This is a genomic window from Psychrobacter sp. SC65A.3, assembly GCF_025642195.1.
GTDB classification, from domain to species: Bacteria; Pseudomonadota; Gammaproteobacteria; order Pseudomonadales; family Moraxellaceae; genus Psychrobacter; species Psychrobacter cryohalolentis.
On the sequence record NZ_CP106752.1, the window covers coordinates 1,080,081 to 1,098,401 of the forward strand.

Genomic DNA, 18,321 nt, shown 5'->3' on the forward strand with positions numbered 1-18,321 from the left:
AAACTTTTGAATAAAAGGCGGTTTGGGGTTAGTAAAAACACTTATTATAAATCAATACTTATAATAAGGTTATCAATAGTAATTACTTACTATGATTGGGCTGAGCATAAATAATAAAAGACTTACTATTAGTATGGATATAGTGTATAAAGTAGTTATACCCATAATAAAAGTAAGGAATAAGTTATGAGCTGGCCACTTTTTTCTGTTGTCTATTCAATGGCAGCAACTGTCATCATCGGTCTCTTTATGATCGGCGCTTTGGTCATGGGTTTTAACCAGATTCCGCATATTCAAATAGCAGTCGCTATCGGTTTCTTAGTTTCTATTCCCACAGCATTATTTTTCACCAAAAAAATTGGCAGCATTACAGGTAATGAAGAGGGTTACAAAGCATAGGTTGCGGTAAAAAAGATCGTAGTATCATTTAATTGAGCATTTTATATATGCTATTCATTTTATTTATTACATTTAAAGTTTTGGTACTGAATCTTTTGGAATATAATAAAAAAGACCTTGATACGATGATCAAGGTCTTTTTTATTGTGTACTATCTATTGAACTATTTTAGCTCAACGGTTGCGCCATTTTCGATATTGGCATAAACCTCTAAAACGTCCCAGTTAGTCAAACGCACACAGCCTGCTGATGCTTGGCGACTGATACCTTCTGGCTTAGGTGAGCCATGTAAACCGTAAGAAGGTTTAGATAAGCCCATCCATACCACACCTACGGGACTGTTCGGTCCTGGTGGTAACATATGTACTTTTTTATCTGCGCCTTCGCCAACAGTTGCTTTATACCACGGCATTTTTACTTTATTAACGATTTTAAAGGTGCCCTGTGGTGATGGCGTGCTGTCACTACCGACAGTTGTAGGATAGGTTGCAACCAGCTTGTTATCATTATAAGCATAAAGGGTTTTATCAGCTTTATTGGCAACGACACGGTTAATACGCTGCTTAAGCGGAGCACGCGTATTTAACACAGTAATGGTTTCACCCGCTTTATATTGTTTGTTTTTATTTAACTTGTCTAAATAACGCACATCCATATGGAAGCGCTCACCAAACATCTCTTTGATGTCTTGATAGTACAAGCCTTTCATTTTTGACTTGGCTTCTGAGTCTGCAGGCATAGTAGCAAAATTGGTATTCACATCATCTTCAGTGATGGTATAGGTCACTAAAACTGGCTTGTTAGCTGGAATATTTTTATTTAAAGCATCCCATGTTTTTTGATCCATCTTACCGTTTGCTGGCAAGCCTTGCATGGTTTGAAAGTTGATCAGTGCTTTTTTACTGTTCATGCCCCAGCCGCCATCAATAGCACCCGGAGACGCATGATTCCAATCGAGCAGCGCCTGCATTTTGATAGTCATAGCTGAGTTAACTTTCATACTCGGTGTCCATGTGGCACCGTTTACTTGTTTGGCATAATTAGACAAATTCAGCGTGGTATGTTTTTTACCATCAACATCGGCGATACTTTTGATAGAAGTATCCGTTGCACTATCAGCCATGGCAGAGCTAGGTGCTGATACCGCTTGACCTTCGCTAATATCGTCACTGTCTGATTGCTCATCCTTACGAGTCAATTCCTCTACGGTCATATTGTCAGCGGTAACGGCGACCGATGCTTTCACTTCAGCGTCCTGCTTGGCATCAATCAGCTGGGTCATACGGTCCGCTGATTTGGTTTTATTCGTATCTAGCTTTACGGTCGTACTAGAGTCGACGACTGAGCTACTACGGCTTTCTTGCACATTCAGACTGACTTTTTTCGCAATACTAGGAAGCGAGTCAGCTGTGCGTACAGGTAAAGTGCGCGTACCATCAGCAGGTGCAGCAATAGCACTCATACTAACAACAGCGATAGATATAGCGGTGATAAGAGGTTTTATTTTCATCATATTTATATACTTGTGGTGGCTGCTAATGAGGCTATTATGCGCATAATTTGGATGCTTCGCAAACTTTTGACACATATTTTTTCGTTTAAGACTTGCCAAACGTCAACAGTTGACGTATTCACTACAATTAAGCAAGAGTTGAGTCAGGCTAGGGCTGCCTTTTTCACTCAATTAACAGTTACCACAATACGTTATGAGCTTTAAGGTAGTGATATATGGCTATGCTAAATTACCCTTTCTAACCGTTCTTTTAAAGCCATGGGCTACTTAATTGTGAATACTGCTGGAGATTTTGTTGAAGTAAAAAACACAGTCATTGGCGCATCATCTTGTTTCCGTCTATAATGTGGAACGAGATTTTTATTTAATAAATTGGCTGTTCAGTGAAATCATTGAAAGCGATTTAACCCATCCGCATGTAGTCAGTGAGCATGTAATCAGCAAGGTGCGATATGTCAGAAGACCAAGTAATGAGCGCAGAAGAATTTCAAAATCAATACTTTAATGATGATGAGTCACAAGGTATCAATGATGATATGGAATACGATTTAGAGACAGGGCTGGTCGGTGAGCACGATGAATTTGCGACTTTGCGTGCGGAGCTTGAAGAGGCACGTGAGCAACTGGTCACTATTCGTGACTTTATTCGTTTTTCAGTGACGCAATTACGTAACTATGATGTGGTTGTCGCCCAAGGCACCACCGATGAGTTTGCCGAAGCATCTGCGATTGTATTGCATTCTTTATCTTTGGATTGGTCCGCCAATGATCAGATTCTGGACTGTCGTTTGACCACCTCAGAGAAGCAATTGGTTCTAAGCTTGTTAGAAGAGCGTATCGCTGAGCGTAAGCCATTAAGCTATTTGATTAATCTGTCTTATTTCTGTGATTTGCCGTTCTATGTCGATGAGCGCGTATTGATTCCTCGCTCACCTATTGCTGAATTGATTCGTCAGCAGTTCCACCCATATTTTGAAGTGAGCGAGCTGGCAAAACCAATAGGCGTAAGTGTCAATAATCAAGCGCCGGCTTTTTATGATCATGGGTTAGAAATTAAACAGCTATCACAGCCTGAGCGTATTTTAGATTTATGTACCGGTTCTGGCTGTATTGCTATCGCACTGGCGACTCGCTTTGTCGATGCATTGGTTGATGCTGTAGATATTGATAAAGGCGCGCTAGAAGTCGCGATGGTTAATGTCGATCATCATGACCTTGGTCATCAAGTCAATGTAATTGAGTCTGACTTATTTGCCAAAATCCCTGCCGAAAATCAATATGAGCTGATTGTAACCAATCCTCCTTATGTTGATGCCGCTATCATGGCAGATTTGCCACCAGAGTTTTTATATGAGCCTGAGCATGCACTCGCTGCTGGTCAAGATGGTTTGGACTTGGTACATCGTATCTTGTTTGAAGCGCCAGATTATCTTAGCCCAGAAGGTTTACTAGTCTGTGAAGTGGGCGATAGCGAGTGGGCGTTAAAACAAGCTTATCCTGAGATTCAGTTTGATTGGCTAAGGTTTGCTCATGGCGGTCATGGCATCTTTGCGATTACCTATGATGAGCTTATGAGCTATCGCTCATTATTCGCTAATTATGTACAGTTACTAGATAGCAATCAATAAATCACGATTGATACTATAATTCAAACAGTCAAAAATCGACTTCATTTGTTTAAGGATAAATATGGCAGGCAACAGTATTGGGCAGGTCTTTACCGTCACCACCTGCGGTGAGTCGCATGGTGCAGGTTTGTTGGCAATCGTCGATGGCGTGCCACCAGGTTTAGCCTTATCCGAAGCCGACTTGCAAATAGATTTGGATCGCCGTAAACCGGGTACTTCTAAGTACTCGACCCAGCGCCGTGAATCTGATGAAGTCGAGATTATCTCTGGCGTTTTTGAAGGTAAAACGACAGGTACTTCTATCGGTCTACTGATTCGTAATACCAATCAAAAATCTAAAGACTATGGTGAAATTAAAGATACCTTTCGCCCCGGTCATGCCGATTATACTTATAGTATGAAGTATGGCTTTCGTGACTATCGTGGCGGTGGTCGATCATCGGCGCGTGAGACTGCCATGCGTGTCGCTGCTGGTGCTATCGCCAAGAAATATTTGCTAGAGCGCTTAGGTGTGCAAATCCGTGGTCATGTGACCCAAATTGGTCATGAGTACAGTGATGTCCTAAACTCGAGCACAATCGATTGGGATTTTGTGAATAGTAATCCGTTTTTCTGTGCGGATGCCGATGCTGTCAGTCGCTTTGAGACTTTGATAGATAGTTTACGCCGTGAAGGTACGAGCTGTGGTGCCCGTCTTGAGATTATTGCAAGCGGTGTACCAGTTGGACTTGGTGAGCCTGTCTTTGACCGTTTAGATGCCGATATTGCCCATGCCATGATGAGTATCAATGCTGTTAAAGGTGTTGAGATTGGTGATGGTATGGCAGTGGCAGGACAATTTGGGCATAGCTCTCGTGATGAAATGACACCCGATGGTTTTACCGCCAATCATGCAGGCGGCATCTTGGGTGGTATCTCATCAGGACAAGATATCCGTGTCAGTATTGCACTGAAGCCAACCTCTAGTATTACTACGGCTGGCAAGAGTATCAATACAGAGGGAGAGGCGATTGAGATGCTGACAAAAGGTCGTCATGATCCTTGCGTTGGTGTACGTGCAACACCCATTGCAGAAGCTATGTTAGCGATTGTGTTACTGGATCATTATCTGCGTCATCGCGGTCAAAATGCGGATATTAAGCAACCAGTCCAATCGATTACTTAATGTCTTTATGTCTTTATAATATGAGTAGGGTTGACCCTTTATATTACTTCAAACCTTTACAGTTGGCATAGTAACTGACCGTTGCTGGCCAATCTGAGAAGATGCCTTTCACTCCAACTTCTTGCGCCAGCACATCAATGACATTCATGATGTCGCCATCGTTATTAATAGCGTCGCTAAGCCCACTATAATACCAGCCACCACCACTTTTTAATGGCCCTGACCGTTCAAGCGACCACGTGAGAATGTCGAGGCCATTGGCTTTGGCTTGCAAGGCATATGCCGACGGTAGCAGCTTGCCATTACCATCGCTGGTGACCAATAGCCAAGTTGCGGGGGCAATGATATTAATGCCGCGCGCTTTCAGCTCAGCCAATGAATGCTTCCACGTCGTTGGGTCGTTTTTATCAAATATTTTACCCGCCGCGCTCTCGTTGCTATCATCGATAAGGTAGACGGCATTGTTGGCGTAGTTCGGTTCGTTATTAATCCAATAGTCAATATCTGCAAGATTAAATGACTGCGGGTATACATCGCTGGTGTGCACGCCTGCAACTTTATAAGTGTCAATTAGCTGTTGACGATAAGTATCTAAACTATATCCATTAAATGGCATAGTAACCACGGGTTCTTTGAGCTCAGGTGTATGCTTCATGCCCAAGCTACTGGCAAGTGCTATATGTTCCTTTAGGGTCAATACCTCACCATTTTGCGAATACAAATCCGTTCGCCATGGTGCAGTCGCATTCATGTAGGCACTAATACTGGTTGCTTGGGTATTGACGGCGTCCATTTTTCCCGTCAGACTTTTAAAGTCTGTTACGCTAATATCTGAAGTTCGGCATTCAATATCGGCCGCATTGGTGAGAGTTCCATTAGCATCTATTATAGGTGGGACACTACATTGATTCGCTAATGGCGTGGCGACAATATTGGTCGTGGTATGCAAATCGTTTTGGGCATGTCGACATACCAGCTCACCATCATTAGTGAAGGCCACATCGCACTCTAGGATGCCTGCGCCCATTTGTGCTGAAGCTACATAACCGTCATAAGTATGCTCAGGAAATTGTAGAGGCGCGCCGCGATGGGCGATAGAGAAATCTGTCTTGCTAGGTGTTTGACCCTTACATGCCAGTAACTCATCTTTTAGCGGGCTTTCATCCATATCGTTGACCAGATAAAATGGTCGAACGCCATAGGTATAAGCTAGCGACTGTATAGGTTCAATCGTTGGCGGTAGAGTAGGTGGTACGATCATTGATGAACCGTCATCTTCATTACAGCCTATTAATAAAAAAGTGCTGATAATTGCTAAAGGTAAAGTAGAACCTTGGCGTCTGAGTCTATTCAGCACTGCGTTGTATAGCTGTGCCCGCTCATTCACTGAATTTTTTGAAATTGTCATGTAAACTACCCTCATAAATGTGCATAAATCATCATTACTAATTTTATGGTTACTGACTTAGCTCCTAAAATATAGGGTTATGTTTAAGGAATGATGACAACCAAAACAATTTTGTAATATTAATTTTGTTTAAATTTTGACTCTCATTAAGGATAATTAATGAATAAGTATTTAGATGCCGTTATTGTCGAGCACAATCCTGCAAACAAAGCGATTAATCGATCCGTGATTTGGCTGCATGGTTTGGGTGCTAGCGGTCATGACTTTGAGCCAGTAGTGCCGCAGCTCGGCTTAGCGGATGGAATGGCAGTACGTTTTATCTTTCCGCATGCACCCAACCGCCCAGTGACGGTCAATGGCGGTATGGTCATGCCAGCATGGTATGACATCTTGGAGATGAGCCTTGAGCGCAAAGTTGATATTGCGCAGATTGAAGAGTCCGCACAACAAATCCATGACTTGATTGCTCGTGAAATCGAGCGCGGTGTGAAACCTGAACATATTGTGATTGCAGGATTTTCGCAGGGCGGGGCAGTGGCGTATCATGTGGCACTCGGTTACCCACAGCGCTTGGCTGGCTTGATGGCGCTTTCTACCTACTTTGCAACCAATGACAGCGTTCGCTATAGCGCTGTCAACACAGATATGCCAATTTTGATCGAGCATGGTACGCATGATCCAGTTGTTCCCGTTATATTAGGCGAACAAGCAAAGCAGTTATTATCAGAGAAAGGATATAATGTTGCTTATCATACCTATCCTATGGCACATCAGGTATGTATGCCGCAGATTCAAAATATCGGTAAATGGTTAAATACCATACTGGCTTAGATGGTTGAGCTGTAACGTAATGTAATACAGAGCTCTAATAGGTTGCAAGCAGCCGTATATATGCTATATAATCATCGACCTTATTGGGGATGTTCTGGCTTCGACGCTGGTGATGAAACTCAATGATGCATGTCGAGAGTATATGTCCTCTCGTTAATCAAACATATATTGTTATAGTCGCAAACGACGAAAATTACGCTCTAGCAGCTTAAACCCTGTTTACTTGGTTTAAACCCTGCTTACTTAGTTGCTGATCACCTACAGTTGGTCAACTAAGTTGAAGCGTCCGCATGTAGGCTCGCCACAAGGGATTGTCTCAATCGCTTGGGTTCAAAAGTAGAGAATCGGCTAATCCATCCTGACTGTCGGATCGGTGCAGACTAAAATCAAAGACAGAAACTAAACATGTAGATTCATGAGCGTAATGCCGGCGGACGCGGGTTCAACTCCCGCCATCTCCACCAAACAACGATATAGGGCTGACCGTCATAGACTGTCAGCCCTTTATTTTGGGCGTTTTTCAGGTATTGAGGTTTATATAGGGGTATAGCGTCCTATATAGAATGTTGGTATTATTGTTGGTATTAGAGTCTATACACATGCTCAATACCAACAAAGGATAGTCCGATGCCCTTAACTCATACCGTTATCAATAAGCTACAGCCCAGTAGCACCTCGATTGATACAAAGCGACCTGACAAGCACAGCGATGGTAACGGGCTGCAATTATGGGTGCGTTACACGGGCGTTAAGTCATGGATCAGCGCCTATCGCTGGCAAGGCAAACAACAAACTCTCACTATTGGCACTTATCCAGTAATGAGCCTACAAAATGCACGCCAGCGCAATATTGAGATTAAAAGATTAATAGCTGATGGTGTGAACCCAAAAGACCACAAGAAAGAGCAGCAAGCCAGCCAAGACGGTTTAAATATTTTCGATAACATAGCCCAGTCATGGTATAGCGAGCGCAAGACCTACCTAGCAGAAAGCACCTTTTCCCGTAACTATTCCGCCTATATGCGCGATGTTAAGCCCTCTATTGGTCAAAAGAACATAAACGACATTACCGCACCTGACATATTGGCTATTGGTAAAGCAGTAGAGAGTCGCGGCGCTAATGAAATGGCAAGGCGTACCATTAGAGAGATAGGGCAGATATTCAAGCACGCCATACGCAATGGACTAGCCACACATAACCCAGCCACCGACCTAGCCGAAGCGATCAAGCCACATAAAACCGTCAATCATAGCCGTATCACTAGCCAGCAATTACCCAAGTTATTAAAAGACATTGATGCTTATCAAGGTGATGTATTGGTGAAACTAGGCTTATGGTTTTTATGCTATACGTTTGTGCGTACCAATGAATTACGCTTTATGGAATGGCAGGACATAGATTTTAATCGCGGCTTATGGACTGTCCCAGCTGAAAAGATGAAAGCTAGGCGTTTGCATATTGTGCCACTAGCACCGCAAGCAGTAGCGATATTAAAGCAGATCAAAGAGCTAGGCTTTTCGGATCAGTATGTTTTCTTTAATACCTCAACCCGTAAGCCATACAGTCAAAGCGCATTTATTAATGCCCTATGGAATATGGGTTATAAAGGCAAGATGACGGGGCACGGGTTTAGAGGGCTTGCTAGTACCACATTGCATGAAAAAGAGTTTATGCACGAAGCCATAGAGCTACAGCTGGCACACGATAGAGAGAACAAAATCAGTGCAGCCTATAACGGGGCGCAGCACCTACCATACAGAATAGACATGATGCACCAATGGGCAAACTTTATTGATGATGCTTATGCTGGCAAATTGGATAACGTCATACATACGAGCTTTAAACAACAAAAACAAAAGCATGGCTAACATCATGCTGTAACGACCATGCAAGGCTAGGACTAATTACCCGAACGACAGCTATTCACACCCTTATGCTGTCACTGCCTTGCACCTACTTTGATTTAAGGGTGTAGGGGTGTGAGTGTGAGTTACTATAACTTAGAGCAAACATTAGAGATATTGCAAAAAAGCCAATCTGATACATTGATACCTTTTGGATTACCACAGCTTGCCGATTTATGCAGACGTGGAGAGTTAACCCCCATATTTTCTTATGATAAATATATAATCAAAGGAGCAATAAACCATCATGAGAATGTTATATATATAAGAGAGTTTACAAGACCTTTCAATGGTTATCTTACTGCTCCTGAGCTAAATCCTTTGCTGTCTAAGCAGATTCCAACAGTAATAATTACCAATGCTTATATATATGAGGAAATAGGAGTAGAGCATTTAAATTCTTATAAAGATGAGCGGATCTGCTTACAAAAACATGGTTTTGATGTATTAAATGCCTCTGATAATATTCATTATTATGTTCAAGGTGATGGGTATGATATTGGCATAGATGATTTATTGTTCCCTAATAAAGAGATACAAAGCTACATATCTGCAAAGCATCAAACCTCAGAAAAAAGACAATCAAAAGCCGTAAGACAGAGTAAGGCACCACCACCACCGAATCATATTCAATTAGGATCAGGATTTAAACAAAGAACAGTAGGTGACTTAATTAAAGCACAACAGCACCAAGGTCCTATTGCACCTAACGACTATCAGCGCATAACAATGCTTTATGATTACTTTACACCGTATCAAGCAAGCTGCTTAATTGCAGGCTTGCATCCTGATTTCAACGGTAGTGATGATGGTTTGGAAATGGCATTGGGAGTTATTGAGGGTGGTATCAAAAAGGGTAGATTGACACTTGATGATGATGGGCAACTTAATAGTGATGATTTAAAGTCATTCTTGTATAACAAAGACTGGGTAATGACCGGCTTCAATGACAATCTAGCGAAAGATACAAATAGCTTAGATAAAGAGAATCCATTTTATCAGAAGCGAGTATCTGAACTTGAGAGGCAGCTAGCAGATGCAAAGGATGAAGTAGCAGGATTACAAGAGAAGTTGAGTCAAAGTGTCAGTCCGCTAGATAAAGACTTAAAAGAAATACCTCATCAATCTATGAGGACTGTGCTTAGGGTAATGTATGCAATGGCTAAACTGACTGAATTAGATAACTCAGCACCTTATGGTAAAAATAGAGGTTCATTAAACTGTGAAATCGTTACATTACTACAGAATGACAATCTAAAGCTCGAGTATCAAGCAGTAGGAAAGTGGTTAACAGAAATAAACGAAGTGCAAAGTGCAAAAAGATGATTGTTAGCTAACACTACCCCTGCCACTGAGCAGGGTTTTTTATTAAAACCTTACCATTTTACTCAATATTTAAATCAATGTTATCTACTATAGATAAGTTGGTATCTACTATAGAACCTTGAAAGGTCTGCAACTCTTAATCTAAGTTAGGGTTAAAGCGGCAACGTCGCTTACCTGATAGTCAATGCAAGCCAAATGCTGCATTGGCATAACTTAGAGAGGTAGCAACATGGCAAACTCAGAACAGCAAATCAGAGCATACATCAAATCTGAGCAGCGAAAGGGCACATCTGATGCCAAAATTGTAGTGGGTATGACTTCTATACCTGGACAGGCTGGCAAAGACGCTCAAAAGATGATTAAAGCACTAAGGGCGGCTGACCTATCACCAGCCCAAGAGATAGGGGAATATTTCGGTTTAAAGACAACCAAACTAGACCCCAAAGCGACTACCAAGAACAAAAACGCCACGTTAGCCGATAAAGCCAAATCTACCAATTACAGCGCCATGACTGGTGTTGCAAAGTCGTTCGGTAAAGTCGCACAGGTCGCTAATAGTGGACTAGATGCGGTATCAGGCGGTATCAACAAGGCATTAGGTACAAAGATACCAACAGGTAATCGCGCAGCCTATGACCGTGATGTGGCGGCGATGGACGCACGTAAAAACCAGTTACGTGACCAAGCAAACTATAGCGGTGTTGATTTAGGCGAGCTGACAGGTGATATTGCAGCAAAAGCCCCGTTATATGTTGCAGGCGGCGCACCAGGGGCGGGATTAAAAGGACTAGGAGCGTTTGCCGGTCGTGAGGCAGCTATTGGCGGTCTAGACGGCTCACTACGCCATTCCAAATCTACAGCCGAACAAGTGGGCAACACAGCACTTGGCGCAATAGGTGGGGCAGTTGGCGGGGTTGCAGGCGTAACAGTTGGCAAAGGTGTAGGCTATGCAGGCAAGCAAGTAGCAAGACGCGGGGCTAACAAATCAGGTGCAACCGCAACCGCGGCAACAAAGCTAGTTGATGATGCAATCCGTGATACAGGTATAGCAGTCAAGCCAGCAGCACGTGCTAAGCTAGTCAACGAAGCAACCAAAAACCTAAGCAAGTCAAAGCAGATTGATGCCGCCGCAGCCGTCCGCAAGTCGCTACTTGATGACAATGGCATTAAGGGCACACGGGCGCAAATATCACGCAATCCACAAGAATGGGCAGCCGAACGCGAACTTGCCAAACAAGATGGCAACCCGTTAAACAGTGTCCATACCAACAATAATGAGCAAATTGCTAGCAAGTGGCAGTCATTAGCTGATGAAACGGGCGCAACGCCTACAGACACCAACACGCGCATGGCATCGACATTCCAAACGCTTAAGCAGGGCGATGATGCAGCAAAGGCGAATGTAAGCGGCTTGTATGACAATGCAAGGGCAAGCGCAGGCAATGACGTACCATTGGACCACATGCGCTTTATTAACAATGCCAGTCAAGAATTGGAAGCGCAAGGGCTTGGCACATTCCTAAAAGGTGATATACGCGGCATATTCAAAGGCATGTTTGACGACCCTAATTTTCAGCTGACACTAGGTAAGTCGGAGGAAATAAACAAGGTGCTCAACGCTAGATTAAAAACCACAACAGACGGCAACGAGCGTTACGCCTTGGGACTGGTTAAAGATCATCTAGCCAAAGAAGTTGACGAAACAATGAATGCCCTAGGCGGCGGCGCTGGCAAGCAAGCCAGTGAAGCATGGACAGGCGCAAAGGGCGCACATGCCAGCCGTATGCAAGCCATTGAAAGCAACCCCGCGCTAAAAGCGGCATTAGACGATAAAGCCCCTGATGATGCCTTTAAAAAGTATGTGCTCAATGCTGATGAGCGCGACCTTGTGCGATTAGTCGATGACCTAAAGAGCACACCAGAGGGCACGCAAAACTTAGCCGACTTGCAAGGGGAAACGATAGAGCACTTTTTGACTAGAGCAACGCAAGCCAATAATGGCGCATTCAGTCCCGCACAACTGAACAAGGCTATTAACTCTTTTGGTGACAATCGCATGAAAGCACTGTTTAGCCCGCAGCAGATAGCCCGTATCAATGACATTAAACAAGTCAGTGATATTTTGATGCAGCAACCACTGGGCGCTCATGTAAACCACTCAAACACATCAAGCGCACTAATTAACGCATTGGTAGGCGTGGCAGGCTGGGCGGGCAAGATCCCGCTAGGAATAGGACACCTTTCCAATGTTGCAACTGGTGGCGTAACAGGTGCGGTTAATATGTCCAAAAAAGGCGCAGCCGCAACAGCCACAGCAAAGGCCATGAATGGGCAGGCAGGCATAACAAGGGGCAGCGGCTTAGGATTGACTGATGAGCAAATGAAGCTACTAGGATTGATACCCCAGCGCACAGGGCAGGCAGGCGCGGCAGTGGGTGCCGGTGCCAGTAATTAGAATTGCTGATACTGTGGTTTTTGTTTATAGTACTTTTAAACCAAACAAAATATAGGGATTGATTATGCACAAACTGGCTATAGCTCTATTATGCTCAGGCTTTGCAATTATAGCTCATGCTGAGCGATACGATGTTTACGTACATGATCAATCTTGGGTGCAGCCAAATGATGCGCCGCTAAGAGCCTCTCAAGCAGTCATTGACCCTAGCAGTTGGGGCGATAGTTTTGCAGAAGGGCAGAACATGAGGAAAGCGTGGGACGCTCGCAAGGCTAGAAAAAAGCATGAGAAAGCTATGCAGGAAATGAGCAGTCTTGATTTAAGCGACAATCACGCTGTAATGGAATTTGCCAAGAAATATCCCGATAGCGTGGATAGTCTAAAAAGTATGCTTCAACTACAAAGACAGCTCAAAAATTAATCACTTAACGCTCAATAACAGCCACCTTAACGGGTGGTTTTTTTGTGTCTATAAATAAAGAAAGTTATCTACTATAGATAACCTGCTATCTACTATAGAACTTTGAACACCTTATAACCCCTAATCTAACCTTATCAGTCGTAGCGCACCGTTATGACGCACAAGGCAACTATACGGAGTTATAAGCATGTCAAATACAGACAAACCAGTTATCCCTTTCTCTGATAACACCTCGAACGATACCGAAGCAACCGCCGCAAACAGACCAGTTATGCAACTGCCTATTACTGGCATGGGCAGGGCTAAAGATATTCTGCCATTTCTACCATTTAGCAAAACCACCCTTTTTGAATGGTCAAAAGATGGACGTTTCCCAGCGGGCAAGAAGCTAAGTCCTACTATGACTGCATGGAGCTATGCCGAAGTACATCATTGGCTAAACAGCCACACCTCAATCACTAGCGAGGTGTAACCCATGAACACACGGCAAACAAAGCAAAAATATAAGCAAATTATTCTTAATCACTTGCTAGCAGGTAAGAGCCTATCTACTTATGAAGCATACGACCTCTACAATATAACGTGCTTTTTACAGCGTATCAGTGAGCTAAGGGATCAAGGCATAACTATTCAAGATGAATGGGTTAAGAATAACGGTAAACGTTTTAAACGCTATTGGATAGACACGCCAGCCGATGGCAACCATGACGCTACAGGGGTGCAATTATGAGCCAATCAAACGACAGACTATTACAGATAGCGGACACGTTAGAGCATATCAACGAGCAGCTGATCTTATTATCAATTGATACCGAACATTACGCTATGGCATTGCAAGCCGTGCAGACAGACGACCCAATATCTAAAGGCGTTATTCAAGCCGTCATTGCTGCATTGTTTAGGGACTCATCGTTTGCCACTGATGCCAGCGAACAGATGGACAGCGTTCTATCAATGCCTGAAATGGAGGTAACGCGCTATGTGTGATAATCATACCAAAAACAATCTAAAAGCCCGTGACGGGGCACACAATCGCAATGAGCCACATAAGCGCGGCTTACTACTTAGCTTTATCATATTCATGGCATGGGTGGCAGGTATTGGCTTGCTATTGTCATTGGTAGCGTGCCAGCCAGTGAATGCAAAACCGATTGCAACCGATGATAACAGCGGTTATCATAGCCCCACTACTAAATTACTAGCGGTTAAGCCAAACCGTCATTCATTGGCTATTTTTGTGCCTAAAACTTGCCTGACTACTAATCAGCAAGCTACTACAGGCATGAATAAAAATACGTCTGTCTTTATACAGGCACGTCATATATCTAGCGCCGTCACTGGTGCAAACATCTATGACGGGTTGATAGAGCCTAATACAAAAGCCTTTATGGTAAATAAGCTCAACCGTCTAGTAACGGTAGTTAAGACCCGTCACCCTATTTTTATGGGTGACAACAAACTAACTAAATTACTAGGAGGCTATCATGCCTAATTCAATCCGTACCACCTCAAACACTCAAACCACTACCAACAGCACACTAGCCACATTCAAAGCAGGTGACAGCGTTCTATGCCCATCTGTAGGCAATAGCATTTATCAGCTATTCAATGATAAAGAATATAATTGTTTAGGCTTTACCACCAACGGTAAAACATACCATTACCGCAATGACGGCAAGGTAAGCCGCGATGATGCCGCCCCGTCATTATTCCATGACATGCCAGCAAACCGCCAAGCCATTAACGCACTGTATGGCAGCAAACACCAAATCAATATAATAGATTGCACCGCCGCCGATGATGACGAAGTGATTTTAATGCCGTCTATCATGCTATCCGATATTGCATGTGATATTAATGCCGCCGCTACTACCTTGCATGACATGGGGCAGTTATTCCATCTTATCGCTACCCGTCAAATAGAACCCCATGCAGCCATAGCATTAGCGCGTCTGTCACAAGATGCCGCCGATACTTGGATTAATCTGCTTTATAGCCAACTGGACACTATCAACGAACCCTTAGCCCAAACTGGCTTTGGTAAGGTAGATGCTTGTGCCTACTAATAATGTTAAACCGAAAGTCTCTTTAGACGTTCAACTAGCCATTGAAAACCCTAAGCAAAAGGTAGTTTTATTGGGTGATTGCAAGCACTCAAATCGACCTTTAAGTATTCATCAAAAGCCGTCGAAAATTATTCCATATGTCCCGTTACAGCCGAAAATATTTAGCATTACAGAGCGTTATTTTTATCCCTTAATGAGCGTATTTTTTAGGCTTATAAATAGGCTAAAACCTATCGCTATTTGTAGCAGTTGGAGGGTGCAGAAATGAAGCAATTTCCACCACCAAAGGAAAGCCGCAAGTATGCAAAACGTAAGTCTTATTATAAAAAATACAGATCAACACGCCAGCCCAAAGAGGCACAGGCAAGGGGGAACAAATGAACACCACACTAGGCACAAATGCCACACAGCAAAAAGCCCATGCAAATAGCACAGGCTTTTTAGAAATGATAAATAGTTTTGATGCAGCCACACGGCAAGGGCTAGCAGATGACAATATATTACTACGTCTTTATAACCTACACGAGCAGTTAGGCATAGAGCGCAAGCTATTGCACATTGATAGCAATATTAGCATAACCGTAGGCATTGATACAGGCATGATAGCGCCTACAGAGGGCACGATAGGGCTAGTATTGAGTAATAACCAAGATGAGCCAGTAAGCATTGCCAGCATGACACCCAATAGCAATAAAAAGCCGTTAATCATTGACCGTATGCAGCCGTCTGCTTTAGTCATTGGCACATTAGATGGCACCCATGAGCTAATAGCCATTGATGGTTTAGATGATGCTGTAATGTTTGGACAAAAGCTAATAGCTGATAATGTCACGCTACTGGTATGCCTTGATAGTCTGCTATTCAATGGCATGGTGAAGCACTTTGCAGAGGTGGCACCCGTTACTATCTTTACCACCATAGATAAGAAAGATAAGGTATGTAAGCCGCTGGCAGGTGCCAACGTCAAAGCGGTTATCACTGTTTTTGATGCACTGCTACAGTTAGAGCATGGCGCTACCTATACCAACATTGTAGCTGATAGTGATACAACCATACTCGATCTACAGGCTGAAATATGGGGCGAACCTGAACCATTAGCCAATGATCCAAGCGCAGCCACGCCTTACCCTATAAGTGCGTTCACGGGCTTATTAAGACAGGTCATTGAAGCAGTAGCATATTACGCACAAGTACCTACTGCTATGGCAGGTCAGTGCGTTTTAGGGGCACTGGCACACATGGGGCAGCGGTTTATTGATGCACCGATGGGGCACGGGCACATGCCAGCCAGCCTAATACTAATCACAGAGGGGGAAAGCGGTAGCGGTAAAACACAGGCGATGGGCTTAACTCATTTCAAGATTAAAGAGTATGAGCGGCAGCAATACGCCAGCTATCTAAATGACGTATCAACATGGGAAAGTGACAAGGTTAGTTTAAAGGGTAAAGAGTTATCCACGTTCTTAGATGAAAACCCTAGACCGTACAACCCTAAGAACTTGTTTGATGATGCGACCATAGAACCAATATTAGATAGGTTTATCAGTGGGGAAATGAATAACGCATCATGGACGACAGACGAAGCAGGGCAATTCTTTAATGGTCACACCATGACAGGTGACACCGCTGGTAGCGCCTTATCAGCACTCACTAAGTTATGGAGTGATGGCGAAGTATCACGCTTAAGATCGCAAAAGTCTGCCTATGCCACACCGCAAACAGACGCGCATGGTGTACGCATGACGCTACTATTACAAGGTCAACGGGTAGTATTAGAACAGGCATTAACTGACCCCTTGATGAATGGGCAAGGGTTTTTAGCAAGGGCATTGATTGCTTGCCCTCCTGACTTGCGTGGTCAACGTGTGTGGGACAATCCTCAGCGTAGAAACGATAGCCCTTATGATAACCCCCACTTAATAGAATACTGGTCACGCTGTCAAAGCTTACTTGACCCATTGCCAGCCAATGAACCAAGCGCCAGTACCGGTACACCCGAGCGTCTCAAAATACAATGGGCAGATGGTGCACAACAAGTATTTTGCACTCACATGCAAGCGATAGAGAACCGCCAAGCACGAGGGCAGACATTGGAGTACCTGAAAGCGTATGCCTCACGTATGGCAGAGAATGCCAGCCGTATAGCGTCATTAATGGCGTTCTTTGAGGGGCATAAGGTGGTGACTATTGATGACATTACACGCGCTTTTATGTTGGTTGAATACTCAACAGCCGAACGCTTGCGCTATCTTGATGCAACGCCAACAGGTGAACAGAACGACAGTGAAAAGCTAAGTTGCTGGCTAGTAGATAAAGCGAGGGGTAAAAATCCTCATAAGTTAAGCAGGACTTATATTGCTAATAATGCACCTAACCCTATGCGTAAAAACACCAAGTTATTACAAAGTGAGTTAGATAAATTAGAGTCTGCCAAACATATTAGGCAGGAAGTGGAGGGGCGTAGTAAGGTGATATTTATTAATCCTAAACTATACGATTAGTCTTAACGCTTAAGAAATATTGCTTAAACTGCTTAAACAGCCCCTATCCTCTATGGTTAGGGGTTTTATATTAAGATTGATAAATCTTAAGCTTGCTTAAACTGCTTAAACTGAGCTTAAAAAATTCAATTTAAGATGAACTTAAGCAACTTAAGCAACCTTAAGCAAACGCCTGTCTTAAACCAATACCTTACAAAGCATACGTTACAGACAATTTAAGCAACTTAAGCAGGTTATCTTAAGTATAAAACTATATTAGCAAGCAATTACCTAAGGTTTCCCCTAGGTTTTAGATGCGTCCAGTTTTGGACGTATTGCATTCAAAGCCAATCAGCACCGCGCAAAACCCAATATCCACAACCTAGCAAAACCCAACATTCAAATCATGGTTAGTTACTCGCACACAATCCACTGCCAAAGTTGGGCGTTAATAACTTCACACCCTCGACATGATGACGAACCCCAAAAAAGCCATAAGATGAGAACCTGTTAAAACCTGTTATTCAGAAAGACGCTGACTTAATAAAACTTAAGGTTAGGACGGTCCAATTACGGCCCGTATAGATAACCCCAAAATTGGGGGCATGCTCACCAATGATGAATTTCTTGAGTCCATAAAAAGAGCATGAAATAAGTAAGCTACAATAGGAAAAAGCAAATTTGCTAATGATTTAGATAACCTTGAGAGATAAACATGCCAGCA

General features: G+C 43.3%; 16 protein-coding genes and 1 other RNA gene. 15 read left to right on the forward strand and 2 right to left on the reverse strand.

Annotated elements, in window-relative coordinates; translation table 11 throughout:
* Window positions 1–186 precede the first annotated feature (186 nt).
* Window positions 187–399, forward strand: coding sequence for a hypothetical protein (locus OEG80_RS04650; protein WP_263242027.1), 213 nt, complete (start codon window positions 187–189; stop codon window positions 397–399).
* 163 nt (window positions 400–562) lie between these two features.
* Here OEG80_RS04650 and OEG80_RS04655 read toward each other — a convergent pair whose 3' ends face one another.
* Window positions 563–1,987 (reverse strand): L,D-transpeptidase family protein, encoded by a 1,425-nt coding sequence (locus OEG80_RS04655; protein ID WP_263242029.1) that lies wholly within the window; start codon window positions 1,985–1,987, stop codon window positions 563–565.
* Between the two features lie 377 nt (window positions 1,988–2,364).
* On the opposite strand from OEG80_RS04655, the gene prmB reads away from it, so the two are divergent.
* Together prmB and aroC are read left to right on the forward strand one after the other, a co-directional pair.
* Complete coding sequence (prmB, locus tag OEG80_RS04660) at window positions 2,365–3,540, forward strand: 50S ribosomal protein L3 N(5)-glutamine methyltransferase (RefSeq protein ID WP_011513962.1); 1,176 nt, start codon at window positions 2,365–2,367, stop codon at window positions 3,538–3,540.
* Between the two features lie 61 nt (window positions 3,541–3,601).
* Window positions 3,602–4,705 (forward strand): chorismate synthase, encoded by a 1,104-nt coding sequence (gene aroC / locus OEG80_RS04665; protein WP_011513961.1) that lies wholly within the window; start codon window positions 3,602–3,604, stop codon window positions 4,703–4,705.
* Window positions 4,706–4,748: 43 nt separating this feature from the next.
* Here the strand turns inward: aroC and OEG80_RS04670 are convergent, their stop codons facing one another.
* Complete coding sequence (locus OEG80_RS04670; protein WP_263242031.1) at window positions 4,749–6,113, reverse strand: glycerophosphodiester phosphodiesterase family protein; 1,365 nt, start codon at window positions 6,111–6,113, stop codon at window positions 4,749–4,751.
* Window positions 6,114–6,272: 159 nt separating this feature from the next.
* On the opposite strand from OEG80_RS04670, the gene OEG80_RS04675 reads away from it, so the two are divergent.
* From OEG80_RS04675 to OEG80_RS04730, 12 genes are all read left to right on the forward strand, one after another.
* Window positions 6,273–6,944 (forward strand): alpha/beta hydrolase, encoded by a 672-nt coding sequence (locus tag OEG80_RS04675; RefSeq protein ID WP_149491845.1) that lies wholly within the window; start codon window positions 6,273–6,275, stop codon window positions 6,942–6,944.
* Between the two features lie 85 nt (window positions 6,945–7,029).
* Window positions 7,030–7,408, forward strand: a transfer-messenger RNA (tmRNA) gene (gene ssrA / locus OEG80_RS04680).
* Between the two features lie 163 nt (window positions 7,409–7,571).
* Complete coding sequence (locus OEG80_RS04685; protein ID WP_263242033.1) at window positions 7,572–8,813, forward strand: tyrosine-type recombinase/integrase; 1,242 nt, start codon at window positions 7,572–7,574, stop codon at window positions 8,811–8,813.
* Window positions 8,814–8,930: 117 nt separating this feature from the next.
* The gene (locus OEG80_RS04690) at window positions 8,931–10,175 is read left to right on the forward strand and encodes a hypothetical protein (protein ID WP_263242034.1); all 1,245 of its coding nucleotides are present in this window, start codon (window positions 8,931–8,933) and stop codon (window positions 10,173–10,175) included.
* Between the two features lie 229 nt (window positions 10,176–10,404).
* Window positions 10,405–12,630 carry a hypothetical protein gene (locus OEG80_RS04695; RefSeq protein WP_263242035.1) on the forward strand — a complete coding sequence of 742 codons (2,226 nt, stop codon included), beginning with the start codon at window positions 10,405–10,407 and terminating at the stop codon, window positions 12,628–12,630.
* A gap of 64 nt (window positions 12,631–12,694) precedes the next feature.
* Window positions 12,695–13,051: a hypothetical protein gene (locus OEG80_RS04700; RefSeq protein ID WP_191689627.1), complete on the forward strand. Its 357-nt coding sequence runs from the start codon at window positions 12,695–12,697 to the stop codon at window positions 13,049–13,051.
* A gap of 187 nt (window positions 13,052–13,238) precedes the next feature.
* On the forward strand, window positions 13,239–13,523 hold the full coding sequence (locus OEG80_RS04705; protein WP_263242036.1) for a helix-turn-helix transcriptional regulator: 285 nt from the start codon (window positions 13,239–13,241) through the stop codon (window positions 13,521–13,523).
* A gap of 3 nt (window positions 13,524–13,526) precedes the next feature.
* Window positions 13,527–13,781, forward strand: coding sequence for a helix-turn-helix domain-containing protein (locus OEG80_RS04710; protein ID WP_263242038.1), 255 nt, complete (start codon window positions 13,527–13,529; stop codon window positions 13,779–13,781).
* Window positions 13,778–14,038 carry a hypothetical protein gene (locus tag OEG80_RS04715; protein WP_263242039.1) on the forward strand — a complete coding sequence of 87 codons (261 nt, stop codon included), beginning with the start codon at window positions 13,778–13,780 and terminating at the stop codon, window positions 14,036–14,038. Before OEG80_RS04710 ends, OEG80_RS04715 begins: the two co-directional genes overlap by 4 nt.
* Window positions 14,031–14,543, forward strand: coding sequence for a hypothetical protein (locus tag OEG80_RS04720; protein WP_263242041.1), 513 nt, complete (start codon window positions 14,031–14,033; stop codon window positions 14,541–14,543). The genes OEG80_RS04715 and OEG80_RS04720 overlap by 8 nt, the downstream gene beginning before the upstream one ends.
* Window positions 14,536–15,117, forward strand: coding sequence for a hypothetical protein (locus OEG80_RS04725; RefSeq protein ID WP_263242042.1), 582 nt, complete (start codon window positions 14,536–14,538; stop codon window positions 15,115–15,117). Before OEG80_RS04720 ends, OEG80_RS04725 begins: the two co-directional genes overlap by 8 nt.
* A gap of 377 nt (window positions 15,118–15,494) precedes the next feature.
* Window positions 15,495–17,618: a YfjI family protein gene (locus OEG80_RS04730; protein WP_263242043.1), complete on the forward strand. Its 2,124-nt coding sequence runs from the start codon at window positions 15,495–15,497 to the stop codon at window positions 17,616–17,618.
* Window positions 17,619–18,321: the final 703 nt, after the last annotated feature.

Excerpts from the sequence above, each read along its gene's own strand:
- OEG80_RS04685 (WP_263242033.1), top strand. The coding sequence starts at position 7,572 with ATGCCCTTAACTCATACCGTTATCAATAAGCTACAGCCCAGTAGCACC.
- aroC (WP_011513961.1), top strand. The coding sequence starts at position 3,602 with ATGGCAGGCAACAGTATTGGGCAGGTCTTTACCGTCACCACCTGCGGT.
- OEG80_RS04715 (WP_263242039.1), top strand. The coding sequence starts at position 13,778 with ATGAGCCAATCAAACGACAGACTATTACAGATAGCGGACACGTTAGAG.
- OEG80_RS04670 (WP_263242031.1), bottom strand. The coding sequence starts at position 6,113 with ATGACAATTTCAAAAAATTCAGTGAATGAGCGGGCACAGCTATACAAC.
- OEG80_RS04705 (WP_263242036.1), top strand. The coding sequence starts at position 13,239 with ATGTCAAATACAGACAAACCAGTTATCCCTTTCTCTGATAACACCTCG.
- prmB (WP_011513962.1), top strand. The coding sequence starts at position 2,365 with ATGTCAGAAGACCAAGTAATGAGCGCAGAAGAATTTCAAAATCAATAC.
- OEG80_RS04730 (WP_263242043.1), top strand. The coding sequence starts at position 15,495 with ATGAACACCACACTAGGCACAAATGCCACACAGCAAAAAGCCCATGCA.
- OEG80_RS04655 (WP_263242029.1), bottom strand. The coding sequence starts at position 1,987 with ATGTGTCAAAAGTTTGCGAAGCATCCAAATTATGCGCATAATAGCCTC.
- OEG80_RS04710 (WP_263242038.1), top strand. The coding sequence starts at position 13,527 with ATGAACACACGGCAAACAAAGCAAAAATATAAGCAAATTATTCTTAAT.
- OEG80_RS04675 (WP_149491845.1), top strand. The coding sequence starts at position 6,273 with ATGAATAAGTATTTAGATGCCGTTATTGTCGAGCACAATCCTGCAAAC.
- OEG80_RS04650 (WP_263242027.1), top strand. The coding sequence starts at position 187 with ATGAGCTGGCCACTTTTTTCTGTTGTCTATTCAATGGCAGCAACTGTC.
- OEG80_RS04700 (WP_191689627.1), top strand. The coding sequence starts at position 12,695 with ATGCACAAACTGGCTATAGCTCTATTATGCTCAGGCTTTGCAATTATA.
- OEG80_RS04725 (WP_263242042.1), top strand. The coding sequence starts at position 14,536 with ATGCCTAATTCAATCCGTACCACCTCAAACACTCAAACCACTACCAAC.
- OEG80_RS04720 (WP_263242041.1), top strand. The coding sequence starts at position 14,031 with ATGTGTGATAATCATACCAAAAACAATCTAAAAGCCCGTGACGGGGCA.
- OEG80_RS04695 (WP_263242035.1), top strand. The coding sequence starts at position 10,405 with ATGGCAAACTCAGAACAGCAAATCAGAGCATACATCAAATCTGAGCAG.